The 25,031-nt window shown below is 52.8% G+C and carries 25 protein-coding genes; 14 read left to right on the forward strand and 11 right to left on the reverse strand.

Annotated features, from left to right (window positions below; all coding sequences use genetic code 11):
- The first annotated feature begins 64 nt into the window (after positions 1-64).
- Entirely contained in the window at positions 65-1,309 is a 1,245-nt protein-coding gene (sstT, locus tag HV334_RS21430; RefSeq protein WP_049283300.1) for a serine/threonine transporter SstT, read from the forward strand.
- A 14-nt stretch (positions 1,310-1,323) separates the two neighbouring features.
- Here the strand turns inward: sstT and HV334_RS21435 are convergent, their stop codons facing one another.
- The 3 genes from HV334_RS21435 to uxaC all read right to left on the reverse strand — a co-directional run bounded on the left by HV334_RS21435 (position 1,324) and on the right by uxaC (position 5,000).
- Positions 1,324-1,878 (reverse strand): YgjV family protein, encoded by a 555-nt coding sequence (locus HV334_RS21435; RefSeq protein ID WP_016154613.1) that lies wholly within the window; start codon positions 1,876-1,878, stop codon positions 1,324-1,326.
- Positions 1,879-2,084: 206 nt separating this feature from the next.
- Positions 2,085-3,572, reverse strand: a complete 1,488-nt coding sequence (locus HV334_RS21440) for an altronate dehydratase family protein (RefSeq protein ID WP_016157534.1) — start codon at positions 3,570-3,572, stop codon at positions 2,085-2,087.
- A 15-nt stretch (positions 3,573-3,587) separates the two neighbouring features.
- Entirely contained in the window at positions 3,588-5,000 is a 1,413-nt protein-coding gene (gene uxaC, locus HV334_RS21445; protein ID WP_047499643.1) for a glucuronate isomerase, read from the reverse strand.
- 473 nt (positions 5,001-5,473) lie between these two features.
- Between uxaC and HV334_RS21450 the strand changes: the two genes are divergently transcribed.
- The 11 genes from HV334_RS21450 (at position 5,474) to HV334_RS21500 (ending at position 12,752) form a co-directional block, all read left to right on the forward strand.
- Positions 5,474-6,775: an MFS transporter gene (locus HV334_RS21450; protein ID WP_181220880.1), complete on the forward strand. Its 1,302-nt coding sequence runs from the start codon at positions 5,474-5,476 to the stop codon at positions 6,773-6,775.
- Positions 6,776-6,909: 134 nt separating this feature from the next.
- Positions 6,910-7,686 carry a transcriptional regulator ExuR gene (gene exuR / locus HV334_RS21455; RefSeq protein ID WP_047499647.1) on the forward strand — a complete coding sequence of 259 codons (777 nt, stop codon included), beginning with the start codon at positions 6,910-6,912 and terminating at the stop codon, positions 7,684-7,686.
- 348 nt (positions 7,687-8,034) lie between these two features.
- The gene (gene yqjA / locus HV334_RS21460) at positions 8,035-8,697 is read left to right on the forward strand and encodes a DedA family general envelope maintenance protein YqjA (RefSeq protein ID WP_003024820.1); all 663 of its coding nucleotides are present in this window, start codon (positions 8,035-8,037) and stop codon (positions 8,695-8,697) included.
- Between the two features lie 18 nt (positions 8,698-8,715).
- A complete protein-coding gene (gene mzrA, locus HV334_RS21465; RefSeq protein ID WP_029139667.1) occupies positions 8,716-9,084 on the forward strand; it encodes an EnvZ/OmpR regulon moderator MzrA in 369 nt (122 codons plus the stop codon).
- Positions 9,085-9,231: 147 nt separating this feature from the next.
- Positions 9,232-9,600, forward strand: a complete 369-nt coding sequence (locus HV334_RS21470) for a DUF1090 domain-containing protein (protein ID WP_016154619.1) — start codon at positions 9,232-9,234, stop codon at positions 9,598-9,600.
- 33 nt (positions 9,601-9,633) lie between these two features.
- Positions 9,634-9,939, forward strand: coding sequence for a YqjD family protein (locus HV334_RS21475; protein WP_003024832.1), 306 nt, complete (start codon positions 9,634-9,636; stop codon positions 9,937-9,939).
- 2 nt (positions 9,940-9,941) lie between these two features.
- Positions 9,942-10,337: a phage holin family protein gene (locus HV334_RS21480; protein WP_016157537.1), complete on the forward strand. Its 396-nt coding sequence runs from the start codon at positions 9,942-9,944 to the stop codon at positions 10,335-10,337.
- Entirely contained in the window at positions 10,337-10,636 is a 300-nt protein-coding gene (locus HV334_RS21485) for a YqjK-like family protein (RefSeq protein ID WP_003024845.1), read from the forward strand. The genes HV334_RS21480 and HV334_RS21485 overlap by 1 nt, the downstream gene beginning before the upstream one ends.
- 174 nt (positions 10,637-10,810) lie before the next feature.
- Positions 10,811-11,203, forward strand: a complete 393-nt coding sequence (locus HV334_RS21490; protein WP_003024847.1) for a DoxX family protein — start codon at positions 10,811-10,813, stop codon at positions 11,201-11,203.
- A 72-nt stretch (positions 11,204-11,275) separates the two neighbouring features.
- Positions 11,276-12,262: a glutathionyl-hydroquinone reductase YqjG gene (gene yqjG / locus HV334_RS21495; protein ID WP_047499648.1), complete on the forward strand. Its 987-nt coding sequence runs from the start codon at positions 11,276-11,278 to the stop codon at positions 12,260-12,262.
- Positions 12,263-12,386: 124 nt separating this feature from the next.
- Positions 12,387-12,752, forward strand: a complete 366-nt coding sequence (locus tag HV334_RS21500; RefSeq protein WP_016154623.1) for a DUF805 domain-containing protein — start codon at positions 12,387-12,389, stop codon at positions 12,750-12,752.
- 64 nt (positions 12,753-12,816) lie between these two features.
- Here the strand turns inward: HV334_RS21500 and yhaJ are convergent, their stop codons facing one another.
- Positions 12,817-13,713 (reverse strand): DNA-binding transcriptional regulator YhaJ, encoded by an 897-nt coding sequence (yhaJ, locus tag HV334_RS21505; protein WP_016154624.1) that lies wholly within the window; start codon positions 13,711-13,713, stop codon positions 12,817-12,819.
- Positions 13,714-13,817: 104 nt separating this feature from the next.
- Here yhaJ and HV334_RS21510 point away from each other — a divergent pair, with 104 nt between their 5' ends.
- Both HV334_RS21510 and HV334_RS21515 read left to right on the forward strand, forming a co-directional pair.
- A complete protein-coding gene (locus HV334_RS21510) occupies positions 13,818-14,519 on the forward strand; it encodes a pirin family protein (RefSeq protein WP_016157539.1) in 702 nt (233 codons plus the stop codon).
- Positions 14,520-14,545: 26 nt separating this feature from the next.
- Positions 14,546-14,695, forward strand: coding sequence for a hypothetical protein (locus tag HV334_RS21515; RefSeq protein WP_016157540.1), 150 nt, complete (start codon positions 14,546-14,548; stop codon positions 14,693-14,695).
- Between the two features lie 53 nt (positions 14,696-14,748).
- On the opposite strand, the gene HV334_RS21520 is transcribed toward HV334_RS21515, so the two are convergent.
- The 7 genes from HV334_RS21520 to tdcC all read right to left on the reverse strand — a co-directional run bounded on the left by HV334_RS21520 (position 14,749) and on the right by tdcC (position 25,025).
- Positions 14,749-16,059 (reverse strand): serine dehydratase subunit alpha family protein, encoded by a 1,311-nt coding sequence (locus HV334_RS21520; protein ID WP_181220881.1) that lies wholly within the window; start codon positions 16,057-16,059, stop codon positions 14,749-14,751.
- A gap of 24 nt (positions 16,060-16,083) precedes the next feature.
- Positions 16,084-17,415: an amino acid permease gene (locus tag HV334_RS21525; protein WP_047499651.1), complete on the reverse strand. Its 1,332-nt coding sequence runs from the start codon at positions 17,413-17,415 to the stop codon at positions 16,084-16,086.
- A gap of 854 nt (positions 17,416-18,269) precedes the next feature.
- Entirely contained in the window at positions 18,270-19,634 is a 1,365-nt protein-coding gene (gene tdcG, locus HV334_RS21530; protein WP_019077758.1) for an L-serine ammonia-lyase, read from the reverse strand.
- An 87-nt stretch (positions 19,635-19,721) separates the two neighbouring features.
- Complete coding sequence (locus tag HV334_RS21535; protein ID WP_016157544.1) at positions 19,722-20,117, reverse strand: enamine/imine deaminase; 396 nt, start codon at positions 20,115-20,117, stop codon at positions 19,722-19,724.
- Positions 20,118-20,130: 13 nt separating this feature from the next.
- A complete protein-coding gene (gene pflB / locus HV334_RS21540; RefSeq protein ID WP_016154631.1) occupies positions 20,131-22,425 on the reverse strand; it encodes a formate C-acetyltransferase in 2,295 nt (764 codons plus the stop codon).
- Between the two features lie 28 nt (positions 22,426-22,453).
- Entirely contained in the window at positions 22,454-23,662 is a 1,209-nt protein-coding gene (gene tdcD, locus HV334_RS21545) for a propionate kinase (RefSeq protein WP_181220882.1), read from the reverse strand.
- A gap of 31 nt (positions 23,663-23,693) precedes the next feature.
- Positions 23,694-25,025, reverse strand: coding sequence for a threonine/serine transporter TdcC (tdcC, locus tag HV334_RS21550; protein WP_153689985.1), 1,332 nt, complete (start codon positions 25,023-25,025; stop codon positions 23,694-23,696).
- Positions 25,026-25,031: the final 6 nt, after the last annotated feature.

The following is a 25,031-nucleotide window of genomic DNA, read 5'->3' on the forward strand; positions in this document are numbered from 1 at the left end:
TCCTGAAAGATGCGTCTACAGAACGCACAAAGGCAGGGCAACAACACAATGAAAGGATTACTACATGACTACGCAACGTTCATCGGGGCTATTCTCGCGCCTGGCGCAAGGGAGCCTGGTTAAACAAATTTTGATCGGTTTGGTTCTGGGGATTTTACTGGCACTGGTGTCAAAACCTGCGGCAGAAGCCGTTGGTTTACTGGGTACTCTGTTCGTCGGCGCGTTAAAAGCCGTCGCGCCAATTCTGGTTCTGATGCTGGTAATGGCTTCTATCGCCAACCACCAGCACGGGCAAAAAACCAATATCCGCCCAATCCTGTTCCTCTACCTGCTCGGAACATTTTCCGCAGCGCTAGCGGCCGTTGTCTTCAGCTTCGCTTTCCCATCGACACTGCATCTTTCCAGCAGCGCCAGCGATATCGTACCGCCGTCCGGCATTATCGAAGTGATGCGTGGCCTGCTAATGAGCATGGTTTCTAACCCAATTGATGCACTGCTTAACGCCAACTACATCGGCATCCTGGTTTGGGCCGTCGGTCTGGGCTTTGCGCTGCGTCACGGTAATGAAACGACCAAAAATCTGGTCAACGATATGTCCAACGCTGTTACCTTTATGGTGAAGCTGGTGATTCGTTTCGCGCCGATCGGTATCTTCGGCCTGGTCTCCTCCACGCTGGCAACCACCGGTTTCGCCACGCTTTGGGGCTACGCGCAGCTGCTGACCGTGCTGGTAGGCTGTATGCTGCTGGTGGCACTGGTGGTCAACCCGCTGCTGGTATTCTGGAAAATTCGCCGCAACCCATATCCGTTAGTGCTGGCCTGTCTGCGTGAAAGCGGCGTGTACGCCTTCTTTACCCGTAGCTCCGCGGCAAACATTCCGGTGAATATGGCGCTGTGTGAGAAGCTGAACCTGGATCGTGATACCTATTCGGTGTCTATCCCGCTGGGAGCTACCATCAATATGGCTGGCGCGGCGATCACCATTACCGTGTTGACGCTGGCGGCGGTGAATACGTTGGGTATTCCGGTCGATTTACCGACGGCGCTGTTACTGAGCGTGGTGGCTTCGCTGTGCGCCTGCGGCGCATCGGGCGTGGCGGGAGGTTCTCTGCTGCTGATCCCACTGGCATGTAATATGTTCGGTATCCCGAATGACATCGCCATGCAGGTCGTTGCCGTTGGCTTTATCATCGGCGTATTGCAGGATTCCTGTGAAACGGCGCTGAACTCTTCTACAGACGTCCTGTTTACCGCTGCGGCCTGCCAGGCTGAAGACGAACGTCTGGCAAATAACGCCCTGCGCGGCTAATCTCTGCCCCTCCGTCACCGGACGGAGGGGTTCTCTTCTTGTACGCTTTTTTCAATTTTGAATGGATCAATTCCGCGTTTTTGCATCCGCCGGAAGCGAATAATGTTCAGGCCGTTCATCACCAGAAAACTACCTTCGATCATCGTCCCACCAATCGATCCCAACCAGAAATTATGGATAACCCAACAGGCGGTCGCGCACCACATTACGCAGCGCACGGTCAGCCCCTGGCAGCGAAACAGCGCCCAGGTGCTGGCCAGCGTGCCGATAATCGGCAACAGCTCCATCGCATGCTGTAATTTCGCCAGCCCGAGAACCAGGGTGAGGATAATAAAAACGGTCATTACCCACAGTTTGCGGGTATGCATCGAGACGAGTGTGCGGATGGTGTTTAGCTCTGCACTCATTCCCGCAGGCCAGGCGCCCATCAGAAAAAAATGCACGCCAATGGTGGCGCTGTAGACGGCAAGTTGCAGCCGGAACCGGCGCTCATCTCGATTGAAAAAGGTGGTAATGCCGATCAAAAAGGCGATGACACCTACGCCCTGGGCCAGCCAATACGCGGTCATGGGAGATCCTTGTGAGGAAACGCAAAAACAAACGGCGCTCCATATTATGAAACGCCGTTTTTAAAATCCACTCCATTTCGATTACCCAATAGATTTCGTGCTACCGCAAGGCGGTAAGTTCAGACATCCCCGGGAGCTTACTGGAGTAAGTGACCGGGGTGAATGGACGCAGCCAACGCGGCTGTCACGCGAAAGATGAAGGGTAATTACAATGTTACGCCGCTTTTAAAGATAGCCAGTTCCCGGAAATCGTTGCGCTCGTTGCAGGTTTGCTTGCCATTGGCGAACTCAACGATCGTATCGACAAACTCGCTCAGCAGCTGAGGCATCGCTTTACCGTGGATCAGCTGTCCGGCGTCAAAATCGATCCAGTGTTTTTTCTTGGCCGCCAGCTCGCTGTTGGTCGCAATTTTCACCGTCGGCACAAAACCGCCGTACGGCGTACCGCGGCCGGTGCTGAACAGCACCATATGACAGCCCGCGCCCGCGAGGGCACTGGTAGCAACCGCATCGTTACCCGGCGCGCTCAGTAAGTTCAGGCCGTGTGTCTTCAGGCGTTCGCCGTAGCGCAGTACATCCACCACCTGGCTGGAGCCCGCTTTTTGCGTGCAGCCCAGAGATTTATCTTCCAGCGTGGTGATCCCGCCCGCTTTGTTGCCCGGCGATGGATTCTCGTAAATCGGCTGGTCGTGAGCAATGAAGTACTGCTTAAAGTCATTGACCATGGTCACCAGCTTGCCGAAGGTTTCTTCGTCACGGCAGTGGTCCATCAGCAGCTGCTCGGCACCGAACATTTCCGGTACTTCAGTCAGCACGGTGGTGCCGCCGTTGGCAATCACGTAGTCGGAAAAACGCCCCAGCATCGGGTTGGCGGTAATACCAGACAGGCCGTCAGAGCCGCCGCATTCCAGACCAAACTTCAGCTCGCCCAGCTTACCCGGCTCACGCTTATCGTTACGCATCACGTTGTACAACTGATGGAGATGTTCAATCCCCGCTTCCACTTCGTCTTCCTGATGTTGGCAGACCATAAAGTGAACACGCTCAGGATCGTACTCGCCTAAAGTTTCGCGGAAGGCATCAACCTGGTTGTTTTCACAGCCCAGGCCGACCACCAGCACCGCACCCGCATTCGGGTGGCGCACCATATTTTGCAGCATGGTACGGGTGTTGATGTGGTCATCACCCAGCTGTGAACAGCCGTAGGTGTGACTGAAGAGATGCACGCCGTCGATACCCTCGGCGTCGTTGGTCTCTTTCAGAAAGCGGTTCTGCATCTGACGCGCCATAGCGTTGACGCAGCCGACCGTCGGCAGGATCCACAGTTCGTTGCGCACGCCGACCTCGCCGTTGGCGCGACGGTAGATCTGTACGTCGCGATCGGCGGGTTGAACAAGCTCTGCCTGAAAATCAGGGTGGTAGCTATACGTGTCCAGGTCGCTCAGATTCGTGCGCGTGTTGTGAGCATGAATATGCTCACCCGCCGCCACGTCCACCAACGTATGACCGATTGGCAAACCGTATTTAATGACGTTTTCGCCTTGCGCAATATCGCATAAAGCGAATTTATGGCCACGAGAAACCGCTTGGCGCAGGATTACCGCTTGCCCATCAACGGTGACTTCGGTTCCTTCAGCCAAATCAGCGAGCGCTACCGCGACGTTATCCAGCGTATGGATCTTGATGTATTGCATACCTTCACCCAGGCCTTAGTTCAGTTCAATGGCGAAATAATCACGCGCATTGTTGAAGCAAATATTTCTGACCATTTCACCCAACAGCTGGATATCTGCCGGCGCTTCACCTGCAGCAACCCAACGGCCAATCATCTGGCACAGGATGCGACGGAAATATTCATGGCGCGTATATGACAGGAAGCTACGGCTATCGGTCAGCATGCCGACGAAACGGCTCAGCAGACCGAGCTGGGCCAGCTGCGTCATCTGACGCTCCATACCGTCTTTCTGATCGTTGAACCACCAGCCGGAACCGAACTGCATCTTGCCCGGCATACCTTCGCCCTGGAAGTTGCCGATCATGGTGCCCAGCACTTCGTTATCGCGCGGGTTCAAACAGTAGAGAATAGTTTTCGGCAGCAGGTTCTGTTCGTTCTGCTTGCTCAGCAGTTTGGACAGCTCTTCGGCCATCGGGCGATCGTTGATGGAGTCGAAGCCGACATCCGCGCCCAACAGTTTGAACTGACGCAGGTTGTTATTACGCAGTGCGCCGATATGGTACTGCTGTACCCATTCACGACGCGCGTATTCCGCACCGAGGAACACCAGCACCGCGGTTTTAAACTGGGCAACTTCATGCTCGCTCAGCGTTTCACCCGCCAGGCGGCGTGCCAGAATGCTATCCAGTTCAGATTCGTTAGATTCAGCAAACAGCACCACGTCCAGCGCGTGGTCAGAGACTTTACAGCCGTGAGCCGCAAAGTGATCCAGACGTTTGGTCAGCGCAGCTTGCAGGTCGCTGAAGCGGCGGATATCCGTGTCAGACACCTCACCGAGCTTCGCCATATAATCATTAAAGGTCGCCTGCTCAATGTTAAAGGCTTTATCCGGACGCCAGCTCGGCAGCACTTTCACATCAAAGCTTCCGTCTTTAGCAACGGCCGCGTGATGCTCCAGAGAGTCGATCGGGTCATCGGTAGTACCAACCATTTTCACATTCATCTGCTGCATGATGCCACGCGCGGAGAATTTGTCCTGCGCCAGCAGTTCGTTGCACTGGTTCCAGATTTCGTCAGCCGTTGCCGGAGACAGCAGCTTACCTGTAATACCAAACGGGCGACGTAATTCGAGGTGGGTCCAATGGTACAGCGGGTTACCGATTGTGTGCGGAACCGTGGCGGCCCAGGCGTCAAACTTCTCGCGATCGGACGCATCGCCGGTACACAGGCGCTCAGCGACGCCGTTAGTACGCATCGCACGCCACTTGTAGTGGTCACCCTTCAGCCAGATGTCATACAGGTTATTAAAACGGTAGTTTTCCGCGATTTGTTGCGGTGGCAAATGGCAGTGGTAGTCGAAGATTGGCTGGTCTTTGGCGTAATCATGATACAGACGGCGGGCAAATTCGGTGTCCAACAGGAAATCTTCAGTCATAAACGGGGTCATTATCGTCTTCCTCTCAGCGAGTGCGTCAGATTGCTTATGTTTTGATGTTGACAAAGTTATCACACCAATTTCCATACACTGAAGATATTTTCGTGAGTTAGATCAACAAATGGCGACAAAAAAATTACTCTCAAAGAGGTAAACCTCGCGCCAAGCCGCACCAGCACTGGCTTTGCTGAATCGAAATAATGACCACACGAAGATTCACACTTTTGTGATGGCACTCACCTTTTAAAGCTGTATGACAAGTTATCTTTTTGCCGTCGCAATACATAAGCCGACGGAATGCAAATTACCGATGTATCACCATCGGATTAACCGGTACGGAAACCGAATTAGCACAAATATTGACATGGCAGAGTTCGGGGAGTACCGGCTTTTTTTTCGGTTACCCCCTCGTAAAAGAACATCCTCCTCCCTGAACTGGAAGATGACCGCTCGTTCGCGGACATAACAAAACGATGAGGTTTTACATGCGTAAAATTAAAGGGTTACGTTGGTACATGATCGCACTGGTGACGCTTGGCACCGTGCTGGGTTACCTGACACGTAACACTGTGGCGGCAGCTGCGCCAACTCTGATGGAAGAGTTACACATCTCCACCCAACAGTATTCCTATATCATCGCAGCGTATTCTGCTGCTTACACCGTAATGCAACCTGTTGCCGGCTACGTGCTCGATGTGCTCGGCACAAAAATTGGTTACGCGATGTTCGCCGTTCTGTGGGCCGTCTTCTGTGGCGCGACCGCACTGGCTGGTAGCTGGGGTGGACTGGCGCTGGCGCGAGGCGCAGTCGGTGCCGCTGAAGCTGCGATGATCCCTGCGGGTCTGAAAGCCAGTTCTGAATGGTTCCCGGCAAAAGAACGTTCAATCGCCGTGGGTTACTTTAACGTCGGTTCCTCTATCGGCGCGATGATTGCTCCGCCGCTGGTCGTCTGGGCTATCGTCATGCACAGCTGGCAGATGGCATTCATTATTTCCGGTGCCCTGAGCTTCATCTGGGCCATGTGCTGGTTGGTATTTTACAAACACCCACGCGACCAGAAAAAACTGTCTGATGAAGAACGTGATTACATTCTGAATGGTCAGGAATCACAGCATAAAAACAGCACCGCCAAGAAAATGTCTCTCGGTCAGATCCTGCGTAACCGCCAGTTCTGGGGCATCGCGCTGCCGCGTTTCCTGGCAGAGCCGGCCTGGGGTACCTTCAACGCTTGGATCCCGCTGTTCATGTTTAAAGTCTACGGCTTTAACCTGAAAGAGATTGCGATGTTTGCCTGGATGCCGATGCTGTTTGCTGACCTGGGCTGTATCGTAGGGGGTTACTTACCGCCGCTGTTCCAGCGCTGGTTCGTCGTTAACCTGATCGTTTCCCGTAAAATGGTCGTCACCATGGGCGCATTGCTGATGATTGGCCCAGGGATGATCGGTCTGTTCACCAGCCCGTACATTGCTATCGCCCTGCTGTGCGTCGGCGGCTTTGCTCACCAGGCGCTGTCCGGTGCGCTGATCACGCTCTCTTCTGACGTATTTGGTCGTAATGAAGTGGCAACCGCGAACGGTCTGACCGGTATGTCCGCATGGCTTGCAAGTACGCTGTTTGCGCTGGTCGTTGGCGCGCTGGCTGACACCATCGGCTTCAGCCCGCTGTTCGCCGTACTGGCGGTATTCGACCTGCTCGGCGCGTTAGTCATCTGGACGGTATTGCAGAACAAATCGGCCAGCGAGGTCGAGTCAGCTTCGCAAACTGGCGATCCCGCTGCGCAAAGTTAACCAGACACGATTTAACAAGGTTATGTAATGCTAAGCCGCCAGTCATCTGGCGGCTTTTTTATCGCCGCGAGTGGAGCCGTAATCGCAAAAGTGGTATAACAAATAGAGTCTGCCGTATCATGCCTGGAGCGCATATGGAAATCACCGAACCACGACGTTTGTACCAACAACTTGCCGCTGATCTGAAAGAACGCATTGAGCAGGGTGTCTACCTGGTGGGTGACAAACTCCCCGCCGAGCGCTTTATCGCCGATGAAAAAAATGTCAGCCGCACCGTGGTTCGTGAAGCGATTATCATGCTCGAGGTTGAGGGCTATGTTGAAGTGCGTAAAGGATCGGGGATCCACGTCATTTCAAACCAACCCAAACACTATGTCGCGCCAGATGAAAGTCTGGAATTCGCCAGCTACGGTCCGTTTGAGCTGCTCCAGGCTCGCCAGCTCATAGAAAGCAACATTGCTGAGTTTGCCGCCACCCAGGTGACCAAACAGGACATCATGAAACTGATGGAAATTCAGGAGAAGTCGCGTAACGAAAAAAGCTTTCGTGACTCCGAGTGGGATCTCCTGTTCCATGTGCAGGTCGCGCTGGCAACACAGAACTCTGCCCTGGCCGCGATTGTTGAAAAAATGTGGACTCAGCGTATTCACAACCCCTACTGGAAGAAGCTGCACGACCACATCGACCTGCGCACGATAGATAACTGGTGCGACGACCATGACCAGATCCTGCGGGCGCTGATTCGCAAAGATCCACACGCCGCCAAACTGGCAATGTGGCAGCATCTTGAGAACACAAAGCAGATGCTGTTTAACGAAACCAGTGATGATTTTGAATTCAACGCAGACCGTTATCTTTTTACCGATAATCCCGTCATTCATCTCGATACGGCAGCTAACGGCGCAAAATAAACAATCTTAACGATGCAGGCGCGACAAAGCGCCTGTTTCTGACGCTTGGTAAGCATTAGGTATAAAGTGTCAGCCTGTGTAAATCCTCTCGCCTCCCTCCATTGCGATAAGCAAAATCACAGTGCAACACCCGTAATTTCTATAACGGACTACGTTGACCTTTGTTACAATTAGTTGTTATTTGAATTTTTGTGTTTGAGAGCTTGCTTACTTCACAACTTTACAGGGAATAGTTCAGGCCGTGAATTTGTGTCAGACCGCGATCCATGTAAAAAACACCAATAAAATTGCGGCGTTACAAACTCCAGAATACCGGCATGACGACAACCGATTCTCCAGGAATATTGAATGGAACTACTGACTCAATTATTGAATGCTTTATGGGCTCAGGATTTTGAAACGCTGGCCAATCCCTCCATGATTGGCATGCTCTATTTCGTACTGTTTACCATTTTGTTTCTGGAAAACGGACTGCTGCCAGCAGCCTTTTTACCTGGCGACAGTCTACTGGTACTGGTCGGCGTACTTATCGCTAAAGGCGCGATGGGTTTTCCGCAAACGGTACTGCTGCTCACCACCGCGGCCAGCCTGGGTTGCTGGCTCAGCTATATCCAGGGGAGATGGCTGGGAAATACCCGCACCGTTCAAAACTGGCTGTCTCATCTACCCGCGCACTACCATCAGCGCGCACATCATCTGTTCCATAAGCATGGCTTGTCTGCCCTGTTGGTCGGTCGCTTTATCGCGTTTGTCAGAACATTACTGCCGACCATCGCAGGATTGTCCGGTCTGAACAATGCGCGCTTTCAGTTCTTTAACTGGATGAGCGGACTGCTTTGGGTTCTGATTCTCACAACGCTTGGCTATCTGCTGGGCAAAACGCCAGTGTTTCTCAAATATGAAGATCAGCTGATGTCTTGTCTGATGCTGCTTCCCGTGGTGTTACTGGTGTTTGGTCTGGCAGGTTCACTGGTTGTGCTTTGGAAAAAGAAATACGGGAACCGAGGGTAAATTATGCTGAAATCATGCATAACACTCCGACGACTGGCCTGGACGACTACTTTTATGCTGTTTATCGGCGCGCTGCTCCTGACCTGGTCGGTCATCCGCCAGCAGGAGTCAACGCTTGCCATTCGTGCTGTAAACCAGGGAGCCACCATGCCTGATGGCTTCTCTATCTGGCATCACCTGGACGCCAACGGCATTCGCTTTAAAAGCATTACTCCGCAAAATGACGCGCTGCTGATCACCTTTGATTCCAGCGCGCAAAGCGCAGCCGCAAAGGTCGTGCTGGACCGAACGTTACCGCACGGTTTCGTTATTGCTCAGCAGGATGATGATAATCAGGCGGTACAGTGGTTATCCCGCTTACGTGATACCCCGCACCGTTTTGGTTAATCTCCAGGAATCTGAATTAGATCACTCACTTTGGTGATTTCATCATTTAGCGCCTATGATTAATAAACTGGGTTTATGACCCATTGCTTTATTATTCTGGAGCATCGGCCAAAGCCACAAGGTCGAATCACAATGGAAGGTTCAAGAATGAAATACCGCATCGCTTTAGCAATTAGTCTTTTCGCTCTCAGTGCCGGCAGTTACGCCTCCACCCTCTGTCAGGAAAAAGAACAGGATATTCAGCGGGAGATAAGCTATGCCGAAAAGCACAACAATCAAAACCGCATCAATGGTCTGAACAAAGCGCTGAGCGAAGTTCGGGCAAATTGTACTGACAGCAAACTGCGCGCCGACCATCAGAAAAAAATCGCCGAGCAGAAAAATGAGATAGCCGAGCGTCAACGTGATTTGGCCGAGGCGAAGCAAAAAGGCGATGCGGATAAGATAGCCAAGCGCGAACATAAGCTTGCTGAAGCTCAGCAAGAGCTGAAAGAACTCGAGACACGCGATTACTAAGTACGGTAACTAGCCACTCAACTGGAGAAAACTATGTCGAAAGATAATGCTACGGAAAACCTGCGCGCTGAGCTGAAATCTCTTGCGGATACGCTTGAAGAAGTACTTAGCTCCTCTGGCGATAAGTCGAAGGAAGAGATGAGTAAAATTCGCAGCAAAGCCGAACATGCGTTACGCGAGAGCCGCCATCGTCTGAGCGAAACCAGCGATGTGATTGCCAAACAGACCCGTGAGGCCGCGGCAAAAGCCGATAACTACGTACGCGAAAACCCATGGACAGGCGTCGGCATTGGCGCTGCAGTCGGTGTGGTACTTGGTGTACTGCTGTCGCGCCGTTAATAATGGCAGACTCTCAACACGCACAAGGTCCAGGCAAAGGCGTACTGGGTATTGGACAGCGGATCCTGACGATTCTCGTTGAGATCGTAGAGACGCGGCTGCGGCTGGCCGTCGTTGAGCTGGAAGAGGAAAAAGCCAATCTCATCCAGATCCTGCTGATGCTTGGGCTGACCATGCTGTTCGCGGCGTTTGGTCTGATGAGCCTGATGGTGCTTATCATCTGGGCCATAGACCCGCAGTATCGCCTGAACGCCATGATTGCCACCACCGTTGTGCTGTTGCTTTTAGCGCTTATCGGCGGGCTATGGACGCTGAGTAAAGCGCGTAAAACAACGCTGCTACGCCATACGCGCAATGAACTCGCTAACGACAGGCAGGCCCTGGAGGATGATGCATAATGAGCAGTAAAGTCGAACGTCAACAACGTAAGGCGCAACTGCTTGGACAGATCCAGCAGCAACGGCTGGATCTGTCTGCCACTCGCCGCGACTGGCTGGAAGCCACCGAAGTTTACGATCGTGGCTGGAAGACGCTGCTGAACCTGCGTGGCTGGGTGTTGGTCGGAAGCAGTATTATGGCGGTTCGCACCATTCGTAACCCGAATCTGCTGGTACGCTGGGCTAAACGCGGCTTTAGCGTGTGGAGCATCTGGCGTCTGGTTAAATCGACCATCAGACAACAGCAACTGCGCGGCTAATCACCTCTCCTCCCCCTAACCTCAAATTTTTTGAAAATTTCTGACAGTTTTCCTTGCTAACAATTGTCATTAGCCGCGTTTATGATTCTCTCCATCGACAGCAACGACGCGCTCTGCGACGTCGTTGCACAAAAAAACACAATAAGCCGCCTGAGTGGTTTCCTGGAGAGTATGATGAAGAAATTAGAAGATGTTGGTGTACTGGTAGCGCGCATTCTGATGCCAATCCTGTTTATTACCGCAGGTTGGGGAAAAATCACCGGATATGCGGGTACCCAACAGTACATGGAAGCCATGGGCGTCCCAGGATTTATGTTACCGCTGGTTATCCTGCTTGAGTTTGGCGGCGGTCTGGCCATCCTGTTTGGTTTCCTGACCCGTACTACTGCGCTGTTCACCGCGGGCTTCACGCTGCTGACGGCGTTCCTCTTCCACAGCAACTTTGCGGAAGGTGTGAACTCTCTGATGTTTATGAAAAACCTGACCATCGCAGGCGGCTTCCTGCTGCTGGCTATCACCGGTCCGGGCGCATTCAGCATCGACCGTGTACTGAATAAAAAATGGTAAGCGAGCTATACTAAACGCATCAAAAAGCGAGGAGACATCTCCTCGCTTTTGCTATCTGAGGAGGCGAAAATCATGGGACAACTCATTGACGGCGTATGGCATGACACCTGGTATGACACCAAATCAACCGGGGGAAAATTTCAACGCTCTGCATCAGCTTTCCGTAACTGGCTCACTGCAGATGGCGCACCCGGTCCAACGGGCGAAGGGGGTTTCGCCGCCGAAAAAGACCGCTATCATCTCTACGTTTCTCTGGCCTGTCCGTGGGCGCATCGCACGCTGATCTTGCGTAAACTCAAAGGGCTGGAACCGTTTATTTCCGTTTCCGTTGTGCATCCGCTGATGCTGGAAAACGGCTGGACCTTTGACGATAACTTCCCGGCGGCAACCGGCGATACCCTGTATCAGCACGAATTTCTTTATCAACTCTATTTACACGCCGATCCGCACTACAGCGGTCGGGTGACCGTTCCGGTGCTGTGGGACAAAAAGAACCACACCATTGTCAGCAACGAATCTGCAGATATCATCCGTATGTTTAACACTGCGTGTGATGCGCTGGGCGCGAAAGCAGGGGATTACTATCCACCCGCTCTGCAAACTAAAATCGACGAGCTGAACGGCTGGATTTATGACAACGTCAATAACGGCGTGTATAAAGCCGGATTTGCCACCAGTCAGGAAGCCTACGACGACGCCGTAGAAAAAGTCTTTCAATCTCTGGCGCGACTGGAGCAGATCCTTGGGCAACATCGCTACCTGACCGGGGACCAGTTAACAGAGGCCGATATTCGCCTGTGGACCACGCTGGTGCGCTTTGATCCTGTGTATGTGACGCACTTCAAGTGCGACAAACACCGGATTAGCGACTATCTGAACCTGTACGGTTTCCTGCGCGATATCTACCAGATGCCAGGCATTGCGGAGACCGTTAATTTCGATCACATCCGCAATCACTACTTCCGTAGCCACAAAACCATTAACCCGACCGGCATTATTTCTGTCGGACCGTGGCAGGACCTCAACGAGCCCCACGGGCGTGATGACCGTTTTGCCTGATTTACACGGGTCCCCTTTGGGGGCCAAATAATTAATACTGCAAATATTTACCAGCATTCCATTCACAGCTATTCTTAATTTGATTGCTTTAAAAACAAGTAATTGAATACAGAACGAGGCAAAAATGGATTGGTATTTAAACGTATTAAAGAACTACTTTGGTTTTGGGGGCCGCGCGCGTCGTAAAGAATACTGGATGTTTGTGCTGGTCAACATCATCTTTACGTTCGTGCTGGGCATTCTGGACAGAATGCTTGGCTGGGAACGCGCCGGAGGGGAAGGCATATTAACGACGATTTATGGGGTTCTGGTCTTTATCCCGTGGTGGGCGGTGCAGTTCCGGCGTTTACATGACACCGACCGTTCGGCCTGGTGGCTACTGGTGCTGCTGATCCCGATCGTAGGCTGGTTGGTAATCATCATTTTCAACTGTCAAAATGGGACTCAGGGGAGCAACCGCTTCGGCGCTGACCCAAAACAACTGTCCTGATGTAATACACCATCTTGTCGGCCGGATAAGGTGCATTTGCACCGCATCCGGCGTAACAGCCCTGCTATTTACCCGCAAACAGCTTGGGAATTTCCCGCAAACACCAGGATTTCGCTTCGCCCATGCTGTCTCGACGCCAGGCCATAATAATATCAATTTCGCTTGTCGATTCCGGGCTAACCACACGCAACCGACCCGCCGCAATGTCCTCTTCCACCAGCGGGTATGGCATCGTCGCCACGCCAAGGCCGGCCAACAGCGCCTGGCGTTTATCTTCTATCGAACTCACCGTCAGACGCGGCTGTTTATCCAGCAGTTGAACCGTCAGCACCGGGCGTTCGCGGGCCGTGTCCGCCACCGCGATTCCACGGTACTTCACGCGGGTGACTTCCGATAACGGTTCCGGCTCCTGATGAATTGGATGATCCGGGGCCGCCACATATACGTTCATCAGCGAGTACAGCTTGCGCGAGTTGATTTCCGAAGATGAGCGAAAATGCATATCCGGCGCAATCACGATATCCGCCCGCCCCTGCTCCAGACGCTCCCACGCCCCGGCCAGAACTTCGGTAATAACGGAAAGCTGGGTATTGGCCTTCCCGGCAAGTCTGTCGATCAGCGGGAAAAACGCCGCCGTCGGCACCAGCGCTTCGGTGACGATGGTCAGATGCGTTTCCCAACCGCGAGCCAACGCTTCGGCATCGGTGGTCAGCTTATCCGCAGCTTCCAGCAGTACACGCCCACGTTCCAGCAGCATACGCCCGACGTTGGTGAATTTTGTGCGATGACCTGAACGGTCGAACAGCACGACGTCCAGCTCTTCCTCCAGCTTCTGCATGGTATAGCTGAGCGCGGAAGGAACGCGCCCCAGTTCGTCCGCTGCGGCGGCAAAGCTGCCACGCCGGTCTATTGCGTCCATGACGCGTAACGCCTCAAGCGTTAAAGCCCTTTCTTTGGCCATCTCGTTCTCATTCAGGAAATTTGAACATACCGGGCAGAATATCTGGCTAACAATGCAGCGTCTAGCCATTTAACATAAAAGGAAGTAAAGAGAGGTCAAGAACTATGATTACTACCCGTACAGCCAAACAATGCGGGCAAGCAGACTACGGCTGGCTGCAGGCCCGTTATACCTTCTCCTTTGGACACTATTTTGATCCTAAACTGCTGGGTTATGCCTCGCTGCGTGTTCTGAACCAGGAAGTTCTGGCACCGGGAGCCTCTTTCCAGCCACGTACCTATCCGAAGGTGGATATCGTCAATCTGATCCTCGAAGGGGAAGCGGAGTATCGCGACAGTGAAGGTAACCATATCCAGGCCAAGGCAGGAGAAGTTTTACTGCTCGCCACACAGCCGGGAATTAGCTACAGCGAACACAATATCAGCAAAGATAAACCGTTAACCCGAATGCAGCTCTGGCTGGATGCCTGCCCGCAGCGCGAAAACGCCTGCGTACAGAAAGCCACGCTGAGTGCCGGTAAGCATCAGTTGCTCGCCTCGCCGGATGGAGAACAAGGCAGCCTGCATCTGCGTCAACAGGTATGGGTGCACCACGTTGAACTGCAACAAGGTGAATCGCTGAGTTTTCAGTTACATGGGCCGCGGGCTTACTTACAGTCGATCCACGGCAGATTCCATGCGGTGACATCTGGCGCCGAAAAGGAAGCGCTCACCTGCGGCGATGGCGCATTTATTCGTGACGAAACTAACATAACGTTAGTCGCCGATACCGCGCTGCGCGCTTTGCTGATAGATTTGCCCGTATAGTCAGGGAAAACAATGGAGTACGACTATTGAGCAAAAAATCATCAAAAAAACGCCAGCCGCAGGTTGAGCCGAAAAAACAGGATACTGTGACCTTCGGCTATGAAGAGATGCTGACAGAGCTGGAAGCGATTGTGGCGGATGCCGAGCTACGGCTGGAAGACGAAGAAGCCGCCTGAAAAGGCGGCTTAGAGTTATGCCGGGGACGATTCCGCCTTACCCGGCCTGCAGATTAATGTGCCTTACTGGCCATGATCTCAATGATCTGCTTGTCGGTTTCCTGCATCGAGCGACACGCCAGCGCACACAGATTCGTGATAGATTGCTCCACGTTGTGCGCCACAATCCCTTCATTGCCGGTCACAGCGGTGTCATCCAGCGCCATCAGCACCGCTTTCCACGCCGCAGATGCGCTGGTTGAAACTTTCATCGCGCAGCTGTTTGAGGCGCCATCGCAAATCATTCCGCTCACGTCGCCAATCATGCTGCTGATTGCCATCGCGATGGTGTTGTAGCGACCATCAACGATCCACGCCATCCCCGCCGCGGCGCCCATCGCCGCCGTGGTTGCCGCACACAGTGCAGACAAACGCGGAAGCTGATGATGGATGTAGATAGCGCTCAGGTGAGACAACATCAGCGCACGCGCCAATTTCTCTTCATCCGCACCAAAGTGCTCAGCCACCACCATTACCGGAACGGTCGCGGTAATCCCCTGATTACCGGAGCCCGAGTTGCTCATTGCCGGAAGCGTCGCCCCGCCCATTCGCGCATCCGATGCCGCACTGGTGCGGATCAGAATAGAGGTGGAGAGATCGTTCGCCAGCAGGCCACGCGCGCACTGCTTCTCAAGCGTGGTTCCGATGTGCAAGCCCCAGTTACCGCGCAGCCCTTCCTGGGACAGCGCACCGTTCAGTTTTGCCGCATCGAGAATAAAGCGGATTGACTCAAACGGTACCGCGTTCACGAACGCCAGAATCTCTTCCAGCGACGTGTGGGACAATACCGCCAGCGGTGACTCCTGCTCCTCTTCCTGAGCGTTCTGTTCTGTCGTGAACACCACACCCTTATTGGTCTCAATGTGCACAATGTTGGTATGACCACCAACAATCGTCACGCACGCCCATCCTTCATCGCTATAGACCTTCGCACGGGAGAAGAGAATGTCCTCGCATGGCTCCTGCAGCATCACCGCGACCTTCCCGGCGGTAAGCATCGCTTTCGCATCGGCAATCGCTTGAGGCGAGGCGTCTTTCAGTACCTCTAAACCAGCGTGGGCATTTCCCCCCAGCGCACCCAGTGCCGCCGCGACAGGCAGCCCGACCATTCCGGTACCCGGCACGGTAACGCCCATGCCGTTTTTCATCAGGTTCGGTGAGACCCACGCATCAATGCGTTCAACCGCGCCGTCCAGCTCAGAGGAGGCGACCGCTGCCGCCAGAGCCAGAGAGATAGGTTCCGTGCAGCCCAGCGCAGGCTTAACTTCTTCCTGCACCGCGCGGATAAAACTATCCCATAATGGATTCAATGTAGTCTCAAACATAACAACAACCTTTGCTCAGATATCTCAGGAAAATGCCAGGAACGGAGAAACGCACAGCAGCAGGCCCGTGATAATAATCAGATACAGGGAAGCGCCTTTGTATTTGTGCAGTGCAGGAACTTTGTAGACCAGCCAGGCCGGGATCAGACATCCCACCATGCCGAAGATAGGGCTACAAATAGAAGTGAAGCTCAGTACTGGCGCATTAAGCACAATGGCTCCCCACGCCAGCAGGATAGCGAAAACCATAATGCCGCGCTGAACCAGGGTCTCATTGATTTTCTCGGCTGGCATTTTGCGGCGCAGCACGTTCATCACGATCCCTTGAGTGGCTTCACGGAACCCTAAGTAAACGCCGAAGAAAGCGGTCATTACGGCAAAGATGTTCAGAATAACGCTGACGATTTTCACCCAGCCAGCACCCGCGCCGCTGATAAACTGCGCGGCAATCGCCAGAGCGGAAATGTTCTGCTCATAAGCTTTAACCGCTTCGTCATGGCCCATCGCCAGCGTGAAGGAAACGGCGTAGAAAAAGACGGTCACAAACAGAATACCGAACGCAATATTCATGGCTCGCAGGGCTTTATGGCGTGCCACTTCAATGGATTTATTGCGAGAACGATAGGAGATAACCATCGGGCTTAAGGTCTGAATAAACAGAATCGAGGTCAGGGTAAACGGCAGCGTGATAATCGCGTTTTTGATCAACAGCGCCATCGGCGGCAGTGAACCTACGTTATATAAATGCCACATCCCAACCATAGACACGCCAAGCGCCGCCACCACCAGCAGCTTGGTCAGTACCATACCGGTGGAGATTTTAAACAGCAGTTTTTCCCCGCGGGACGAGATAGCCACCAGGATGCAAATCAGCACCAGGCCATAGAACGGGCTGTCGGACAGTAACCCTTCAGTAACGCCAAAAGTATGCAGGTAGGAGGCGCTATCGTTGGTGATGGCGGTGGAATAGACGAACATCCAGATAACCAGCATCACAAAATACAACGCACCTAACAGGATGCCCCAGTTCTTACCCAGATAGCCGCTGATTACGCTCGGGTAGTCTTTACACTCTGGGGACTCAGCCAGCGTATTAATAAACAGACGCTGGAACAGATACATGGCTGGGTAGCCAATGATAGAGGAGAGCAAAAACACCCACAGCCCCATCAAACCCACCTGGACGGGAAGAAAAACAATCCCCGCACCAATTGCCATACCGATACTCATAATGACCCAGCCGGTGTCCATGCTGTCGAATTTAATGGCTTCGCGCCATTCACTTTCGGTCATTCCCGCCCGACGTGCCGGAGCAGATGCGTCGAGTATTACGCTGTTATTCGTTGCCGTTTCCATAATTTTCCGCTCAATGTGTAGGTAGAGGTTTTTATATTTTTTTCGTACTGCCTCAATGCGATACGCAGTACTACGGTGCAGGTGAGCTATTGGAGTAATGAGGAAATCATACGCGCAGGATCAGAGAAAAACTTCACAAACAAACCCCTGTAATTTCTAAAAGTTAAGAAATATTTTCTCTTTTATTTCCCTATAAAGAATTGAATTTCTATATTTGAAGCAGATCACAACAAAAAAGGCGCACTAACATGTAATACCAGTCAGTTAAGCATTATGGAGAACATGTGATTTCGGCTCAGGGTTCCGTTCACCTCAGTGGTATCACTTTTCTGAAACGCAGATACCCGTGAACGTGCACGGTGCACTGACTTCCAGTTAACTCTGTTTTGCTGTTCAGATAAAAAACGCAGGGGGTCAGGTGTGGGCTGGTCCGGCTGAAAATTGCCGACGTGTTTCCGTAAGGCCGGGAGAACCCGCAGGGATGCGGGTTCAGGGCGCGTTTTGCAGGGATGCTACCTCGCGCCCGGCCCGGTAGCCTGGAGGAATAAACGGAGGGGAACGCGGAGCGGCAATTTTCCCGCCGGGAGCCGGGATTGTTAAGGGTACGGCGATAGTACCCTTAACACGTTCACAGCTCGTATTGTCTCAGATAAGTGACAAACATAAGGTGAACGTAGCAATACGCCGGAGGCAACAGATTCATTACCTCCGTATGTGCCACTTTCCATTATCGCTACGGCCACTCATCCTCGTTAACTGACAAGCATTACGCACTAACGTGCACCTTTTTTATCAGGTCATATTGATTAATTTATTGCTGAATAGCGCTGCGCTGACCAGGCACGGCTTTTACCTCAGGTACAAACCACTTTAATTGCCAGCCCACCGCGCGAGGTTTCACGGTATTTGTCGTTCATATCTTTGCCCGTTTCATACATGGTCTCGATCACTTTATCGAGCGAAACGCGTGGTTCTGATGTTCGACGTAGCGCCATGCGCGCGGCGTTGACGGCTTTTACTGCGTTGATCGCATTACGTTCAATGCACGGTATTTGCACCTGTCCGGCTACCGGATCGCAGGTCAGCCCCAGGTTATGCTCCATGGCGATTTCCGCTGCGATACAGACCTGCGACGGGCTACCGCCCAGCAGTTCTGTCAGACCGGCAGCCGCCATTGAACAGGCTACGCCAATCTCACCCTGGCAGCCCACCTCAGCACCAGAAATAGAGGCGTTCATCTTATACAGCGCGCCTATCGCCCCCGCGGCCAGCAAATAGCGGGCAATGGAGTTCGCATTCACCGGACGGCGGAACTTGTCGTAATAGGCCAATACGGCGGGAATAATCCCACATGCACCGTTGGTCGGCGCCGTCACAACCCGGCACCCGGCGGCGTTTTCTTCGCTCACGGCCAGCGCGAACATGTTGATCCAGTCAATAACGTTCATCGGGTCGCTGGACAGATTATCGCTGGAAACCAGCAACCGACGTAATGCCACGGCGCGACGTGGAACGTTAAGCGGCCCCGGCAGGACGCCTTCGGTGTTCATGCCGCGCTCAATCCCGGCGTGCATGACGTCCCAAATGGCGGCAAAGCCAGCATCGATTTCCTCTTTGCTGCGCATCGCCAGCTCGTTTTGCATCATCAAGCCGGAAACAGACAGCCCATTGCGCTCGCACAGTTTCAGCAGTTCGCTGGCGGAATGAAAATTGTAGGGCACGTGTGCTTCAACATCATGCACCTGCCCAAATTGCTCCTCTTCAATGATAAAACCACCGCCGACGGAGTAATAGGTTTTGCTTAATAGCCTCTCGGTGCCGTTCCACGCGGTGATACGCATGCCATTTTCATGGCGTGGCAGGGTTTCGGTATGAAAGAGAATATTTTCATCTGGAGAGAAATCGACAACATGCGTGCCCTCAGCAACCGGCAAACGTCCGGTACGGGCCACTTCCTGAGTAAAACCAGCGATTGAGTCTATATTAACGTTTTGCGGACTGTTACCGGCCAGCCCCATCATGATCGCGACATCTGTCGCATGACCTTTCCCGGTCAGGGAAAGCGATCCGTAAAGATCGACCACAATATGCGTGGTTCTGGGGAGTTCTCCGCTGCTGACCAACAGATCGATAAAGCTTTTACCTGCGTTCATTGGCCCCACGGTATGGGAGCTGGAAGGTCCAATGCCAATCTTGAAAATATCGAATGCGCTAATCATATCCACACCCTCGGATTGCCGTTCAGTGAAGACCAGGTTTCACACTCATTAAGGATCGGGGCGATCCTGAGATCGCCCCGCAAGGGATTACAGCGTGTCGCCACGTACGGCGATGGCTTCAATCTCCAGCTTCACATCCTTTGGTAAGCGGGCGACCTGTACGCAACTGCGCGTGGGGTAGATAGCCTGATGCTCATCAAAGAACTGCTGGTACACCTGGTTAATGGTGGCGAAGTCGTTCAGGTCGGATACGAAAACGGTAGTCTTCACGATATCGCTCACTTTCAAACCTGCGGACTCGACGATCGCTTTCACGTTTTCCAGGCTTTGACGTGCCTGATCGGCCACGTTTTCTGCCACTTCACCGGTCTGTGGACACACCGGAATTTGACCTGACGTCAACACCATGCTGCCCAGGTCCACGCCCTGTACGTAAGGCCCAATCGCCCCTGGCGCACATTCGGTTGCAATAACTTTTCTCATAATCCCTCCGGCGTCAGAGCGCCTGGGTGAAAGTACGTGAAATAACATCCTGCTGCTGTTCACGGGTCAACGCGTTGAAGCGCACCGCATAGCCAGACACGCGGATCGTCAGGTTCGGATAGTTTTCCGGGTGCTCAATGGCATCCATCAACATTTCACGGTTCATAACGTTAACGTTCAGATGCTGCCCACCTTCCACATGCGCTTCGTGGTGGAAGTAACCGTCCAGCAGACCAACCAGGTTGGTTTTACGCACCCCATCTTCTTTGCCCAGTGCAGCCGGCACAATGGAGAAGGTGTACGAGATACCGTCTTTGGCATAGGTAAACGGCAGTTTGGCCACTGAGGTTAACGACGCAACCGCGCCTTTACGATCGCGGCCGTGCATCGGGTTAGCCCCCGGCGCAAACGGCGTACCTGCGCGACGTCCGTCCGGTGTGTTACCGGTTTTCTGTCCGTACACCACGTTGGAGGTGATGGTCAGGATGGACTGCGTCGGCACCGCGTTACGGTAGGTTGGCAACACCTTAATTTTCTTCATGAAGCGTTCGACCAGGTCGCAGGCAATGCTGTCTACTCGCTCGTCATTGTTGCCGTATTGCGGATAGTCGCCTTCGATTTCGAAATCGACAGCCAGACCGTTTTCATCACGAATCGGTTTCACGCGGGCGTATTTGATAGCAGACAGAGAATCCGCCGCCACGGACAGACCCGCCATACCACAAGCCATCGTGCGATAGACATCACGATCGTGTAGCGCCATCAGCGAAGCTTCATAGCTGTACTTGTCGTGCATATAGTGGATGATGTTCAGCGCGCTGATGTACTGCACGGCCAGCCAGTCCATAAAGTGGTCCAGGCTCTCCATCACCGTATCGTAATCCAGCACGTCATCCATCAGCGGTGCCGTTTTCGGCCCAACCTGAATTTTCAGCTTCTCATCCACGCCGCCGTTGATTGCGTACAGCAACGTTTTGGCGAGGTTGGCACGCGCACCGAAGAACTGCATTTGTTTGCCGATAACCATCGGGCTTACGCAGCAGGCAATGGCATAGTCATCGCTGTCAAAGTCGGCACGCATCAAATCGTCGTTTTCATACTGCAAAGACGAGGTGATGATAGACACCTGGGCGGCGTACTTTTTGAAGGCAATCGGCAGCGCTTCAGACCACAGCACCGTCAGGTTCGGCTCAGGCGCCGGTCCCATGGTGTGCAGCGTATGCAGGTAGCGGAACGAGTTTTTCGTCACCAGCGTGCGGCCATCCAGCCCCATGCCGCCGATAACTTCAGTCGCCCAGATAGGGTCGCCTGAGAACAGGGTGTCGAATTCCGGCGTGCGCAGGAAGCGCACCATACGGATCTTCATAATGAAGTGGTCGATCAGCTCCTGCGCCTGCTGCTCGTTTAAAATTCCCGCTTTGAAATCGCGCTCGATGTAGATGTCGAGGAACGATGCGGTACGGCCCAGCGACATTGCGCCGCCGTTCTGAGATTTCACCGCAGCCAGGTAAGCAAAGTAAACCCACTGCACCGCTTCCTGCGCATTACGCGCCGGGCGGGAGATATCGCAGCCGTACTTCGCTGCCATTTCCTGCATCTGTAGCAGGGCGCGACGGTGCTCAGACAGCTCTTCGCGCAGGCGAATCGTGGCTTCAAGATTCTGGCCCCACTCCAGGTTCGACTGGAGATCGGCAAACTGCAGTTCACGCTCGCGTACCAGGTAGCGGATACCGTACAACGCGACGCGGCGATAGTCGCCGATGATACGACCACGGCCATAGCCGTCCGGCAGACCGGTCAGCACGCCGGATTTACGGCAGCGCAGCATATCCGGAGAGTAGGCGTCGAATACGCCCTGGTTATGGGTTTTACGCAGTTCAGTAAACTGGTATTCAAAATCAGCATCCATCTCACGACCATAAGCATCAAAAGAGCTTTTGATCATGTTGATGCCGCCAAACGGATGCAGAGCGCGCTTGAGCGGCTTATCCGTTTGCAGACCGACGATTTTTTCCAGTTCTTGTTCAATATAACCCGCATCATGTGCGGTTATCGTGGTGGCAATATTGGTATCGAAATCAACCGGCGCGTGCGTCGAGTTTTCAATACGGATGCCCGCCATGACTTTTTCCCACAATGCAGTGGTCGCTGGCGTTGCTTCGGCGAGGAAAGATTCATCCCCTTCATAAGGCGTATAGTTGTGCTGAATAAAATCACGGACATTAATTTCTTCTTTCCAGTCCGTACCTTTAAAGCCATTCCAGGCTTCGGCATACAGCATATCGCTGGTATCGATATTTACCTTCATGAAAAATAATCTCTCTGCTGAAAATTAATTATGCAAATTCTACTGGTATATTAATTTTGCCTAACGCAATGGCATCACGCGCAATCATTTTCTCTTCATTTGTGGGAATAACCGCACAAATAACACGAGCATCTTTATTAGAGATAATTCTTTCGCCATGGGAATTTGGCAGGCTATTCATCTCGCTGTCGATATTCACCCCTAAAACGGCGAGATGTTCAATAACCAGACGACGAATTAATACCGAGTTCTCACCTATTCCACCGGTGAAAATAATCCCATCAAGACGATGCAGCGAAGCGGCATGTCCGGCGATATGGCGCGCGATACGATGCACAAACGTTTTAATCGCCAGCTGCGCACGCTCATGTCCCTCGTGCCAGGCTTTTTCTAACGTACGTAAGTCAGAGGACAAACCGGAAATACCCAGTAAACCGGACTCTTTATTCACAACGCGCTCAAGGTCGCTCAGCGTCTGGTTGGTTTCGCTGGCAATCCACGCCATGGCGCCGAAATCGACGTCACCGCTGCGTGTGCCCATCATCAACCCTTCCAACGGCGTCATGCCCATTGAGGTATCAACGCTCTGCCCGTTACGCACCGCGCAGATTGACGCGCCGTTCCCCAGGTGAGCCACAACCAGACCGGAGTCATCATTCTGCAGCTCAAGAAGCTCATGCGCTCGCTGAGATACATAGCGGTGCGACGTGCCGTGGAAGCCATAACGACGAACGCCTAACTCCTCAAAATATTTCCACGGTAGACCGTAAAGATAGGCCTCAGGGGCCATCGTCTGGTGGAAGCTGGTGTCAAATACCGCAACCTGCTGCACGCCTGGGAAAAGGTGCTGTGCGGATTCAATCCCACTGAGGTTCGCATAATTATGTAACGGTGCTAAAGGCGATACCCGGCGAATATTATCGATAACGTCGTCAGTAATAATTGCTGATTCGGTAAAGATATTTCCACCGTGGGCAATGCGGTGGCCAATTAAGGCCACGCTGTCCATTAAATTACGTTTTTCCAGTTCAACGGCGATTGCTTTTAATGCGTCTTCGTAGCTGTGGTGAGCCAGCTTAGCTGGCTCTCCTCCATTAATTGCTATGAACGCATTTTCAGAGTTAATACCGTCCGCGATTCCCGCCATTAAAACTTCACAGTTCGCTGCATCCAGCACTGAGAATTTAATGGAAGACGAACCACAGTTAATAACCAGTACTACCGGAAACTCATTCATTTCACTACTCCGCTCATCCTGAGCTTAAGGATTAAAACAGTTTGTAGACAATGTTCAGGATAGTCAGCAGACCAATCACGGTAACAAACACGTTATCCAGACGGCCACGGTATTTCGCCAGTGACGGCGCTTTACGGATGGCATACATCGGCAGCAGGCAGAGCAGAGAGGCAATAATCGGCGCGCCCATTGCTTCAATCAGGTCCAGGATGTTCGGGTTGGCGTAAGCCACAACCCAGGTGGAGCCCATGATGAAGATCATGCTGATGGTGTTAAGTTTGCCGACGGAAACCTTAGTTTTATCGCCTTTGTAACCAAACTTCAGCACCAGACCGTTCAGACCTTCCAGCGTGCCCAGGTAGTGGCCGAAGAAAGATTTGAAGATAGCAACCAGTGCGATGATTGAAGCGCCGTACTCCAGAACGGTCGCGAAGGTGGACTTCGAACCGGACAGTGAAGCGAAGTGGTTCGCCAGGTAAGACAGTACTGGAATGTTCTGCGCTTTCGCATCCGCCATGTTTGCCGGAGAGAGCGTGAACAGGCAGCTAAAGGCAAAGAACATCACCACGGCAACCATCAGCATACTGGCGCGGGAGATGATTTTTGAACATTTCTGCTCGGTAAATTCGCGACCGTAATCTTTCTCATACTCTTCACGTTTAGAGACCACGAAGGAAGAAACGATAGGTGAGAAGTTGAAAGAAAACACCATGATGGAAATACCCAGCCACACGGTAACCAGGATGCCGTCATGGCCAGTCAGTGCGATATTGCTGAGATCAACCTGATCGATAACCGCAGAGTTCCAGTAAGGAATCAGAGACAGAGAGATCAGCACCAGGCTGGCAATAAACGGCCATACCAGGTAGCTCATCACTTTAACCATCAGATCCTTACCAAACCAGATGACGAATGCCATCAGCAGCAGCAGGAACAGTGCCACGAAGCCACGGTTTAACGCTGGCATCTGCAACTGGTTTTCCCAAAAGGTCATAAAGGTGTTGGTAATGGTGACGCCATAAATCCACAGCAGCGGACAAATTGCAAAGAAGTAGAGGAACGTGATAACCACGCCGCCCGTTTTACCAAAGTGCTCTTCAACCGTTTCTGTGATGTTACCGGAAGGGTTAGAACCGGAAAGACACAGGCGTGCCAGCGCACGGTGGCAATAGAAGGCGATGGGGTATGCTAACACCAGCATTATCAGAATGGGGATCAGTCCGCCAAAACCTGCGCGGATAGGGAAGAACAGCACCCCGGCGCCGATGGCTGTACCAAATAAACCCAGTGTCCAGGTGGTGTCCGATTTGCGCCAGGACGACTGTTTTGTCTGGCTGGATACAATGCTATCAGTAGTACTCATATCCTA

Origin of the sequence: Citrobacter sp. RHBSTW-00944 (assembly GCF_013615435.1) — a bacterium.
Lineage (GTDB): Bacteria > Pseudomonadota > Gammaproteobacteria > Enterobacterales > Enterobacteriaceae > Citrobacter > Citrobacter braakii.

What these genes read in the sequence shown, in the direction of transcription:
- sstT (WP_049283300.1), top strand. Translation starts at nt 65, where the DNA reads ATGACTACGCAACGTTCATCGGGGCTATTCTCGCGCCTGGCGCAAGGG.
- HV334_RS21435 (WP_016154613.1), bottom strand. Translation starts at nt 1,878, where the DNA reads ATGACCGCGTATTGGCTGGCCCAGGGCGTAGGTGTCATCGCCTTTTTG.
- HV334_RS21440 (WP_016157534.1), bottom strand. Translation starts at nt 3,572, where the DNA reads ATGCAATACATCAAGATCCATACGCTGGATAACGTCGCGGTAGCGCTC.
- uxaC (WP_047499643.1), bottom strand. Translation starts at nt 5,000, where the DNA reads ATGACCCCGTTTATGACTGAAGATTTCCTGTTGGACACCGAATTTGCC.
- HV334_RS21450 (WP_181220880.1), top strand. Translation starts at nt 5,474, where the DNA reads ATGCGTAAAATTAAAGGGTTACGTTGGTACATGATCGCACTGGTGACG.
- exuR (WP_047499647.1), top strand. Translation starts at nt 6,910, where the DNA reads ATGGAAATCACCGAACCACGACGTTTGTACCAACAACTTGCCGCTGAT.
- yqjA (WP_003024820.1), top strand. Translation starts at nt 8,035, where the DNA reads ATGGAACTACTGACTCAATTATTGAATGCTTTATGGGCTCAGGATTTT.
- HV334_RS21470 (WP_016154619.1), top strand. Translation starts at nt 9,232, where the DNA reads ATGAAATACCGCATCGCTTTAGCAATTAGTCTTTTCGCTCTCAGTGCC.
- HV334_RS21475 (WP_003024832.1), top strand. Translation starts at nt 9,634, where the DNA reads ATGTCGAAAGATAATGCTACGGAAAACCTGCGCGCTGAGCTGAAATCT.
- HV334_RS21480 (WP_016157537.1), top strand. Translation starts at nt 9,942, where the DNA reads ATGGCAGACTCTCAACACGCACAAGGTCCAGGCAAAGGCGTACTGGGT.
- HV334_RS21485 (WP_003024845.1), top strand. Translation starts at nt 10,337, where the DNA reads ATGAGCAGTAAAGTCGAACGTCAACAACGTAAGGCGCAACTGCTTGGA.
- HV334_RS21490 (WP_003024847.1), top strand. Translation starts at nt 10,811, where the DNA reads ATGAAGAAATTAGAAGATGTTGGTGTACTGGTAGCGCGCATTCTGATG.
- yqjG (WP_047499648.1), top strand. Translation starts at nt 11,276, where the DNA reads ATGGGACAACTCATTGACGGCGTATGGCATGACACCTGGTATGACACC.
- HV334_RS21500 (WP_016154623.1), top strand. Translation starts at nt 12,387, where the DNA reads ATGGATTGGTATTTAAACGTATTAAAGAACTACTTTGGTTTTGGGGGC.
- yhaJ (WP_016154624.1), bottom strand. Translation starts at nt 13,713, where the DNA reads ATGGCCAAAGAAAGGGCTTTAACGCTTGAGGCGTTACGCGTCATGGAC.
- HV334_RS21510 (WP_016157539.1), top strand. Translation starts at nt 13,818, where the DNA reads ATGATTACTACCCGTACAGCCAAACAATGCGGGCAAGCAGACTACGGC.
- HV334_RS21520 (WP_181220881.1), bottom strand. Translation starts at nt 16,059, where the DNA reads ATGTTTGAGACTACATTGAATCCATTATGGGATAGTTTTATCCGCGCG.
- HV334_RS21525 (WP_047499651.1), bottom strand. Translation starts at nt 17,415, where the DNA reads ATGGAAACGGCAACGAATAACAGCGTAATACTCGACGCATCTGCTCCG.
- tdcG (WP_019077758.1), bottom strand. Translation starts at nt 19,634, where the DNA reads ATGATTAGCGCATTCGATATTTTCAAGATTGGCATTGGACCTTCCAGC.
- HV334_RS21535 (WP_016157544.1), bottom strand. Translation starts at nt 20,117, where the DNA reads ATGAGAAAAGTTATTGCAACCGAATGTGCGCCAGGGGCGATTGGGCCT.
- pflB (WP_016154631.1), bottom strand. Translation starts at nt 22,425, where the DNA reads ATGAAGGTAAATATCGATACCAGCGATATGCTGTATGCCGAAGCCTGG.
- tdcD (WP_181220882.1), bottom strand. Translation starts at nt 23,662, where the DNA reads ATGAATGAGTTTCCGGTAGTACTGGTTATTAACTGTGGTTCGTCTTCC.
- tdcC (WP_153689985.1), bottom strand. Translation starts at nt 25,025, where the DNA reads ATGAGTACTACTGATAGCATTGTATCCAGCCAGACAAAACAGTCGTCC.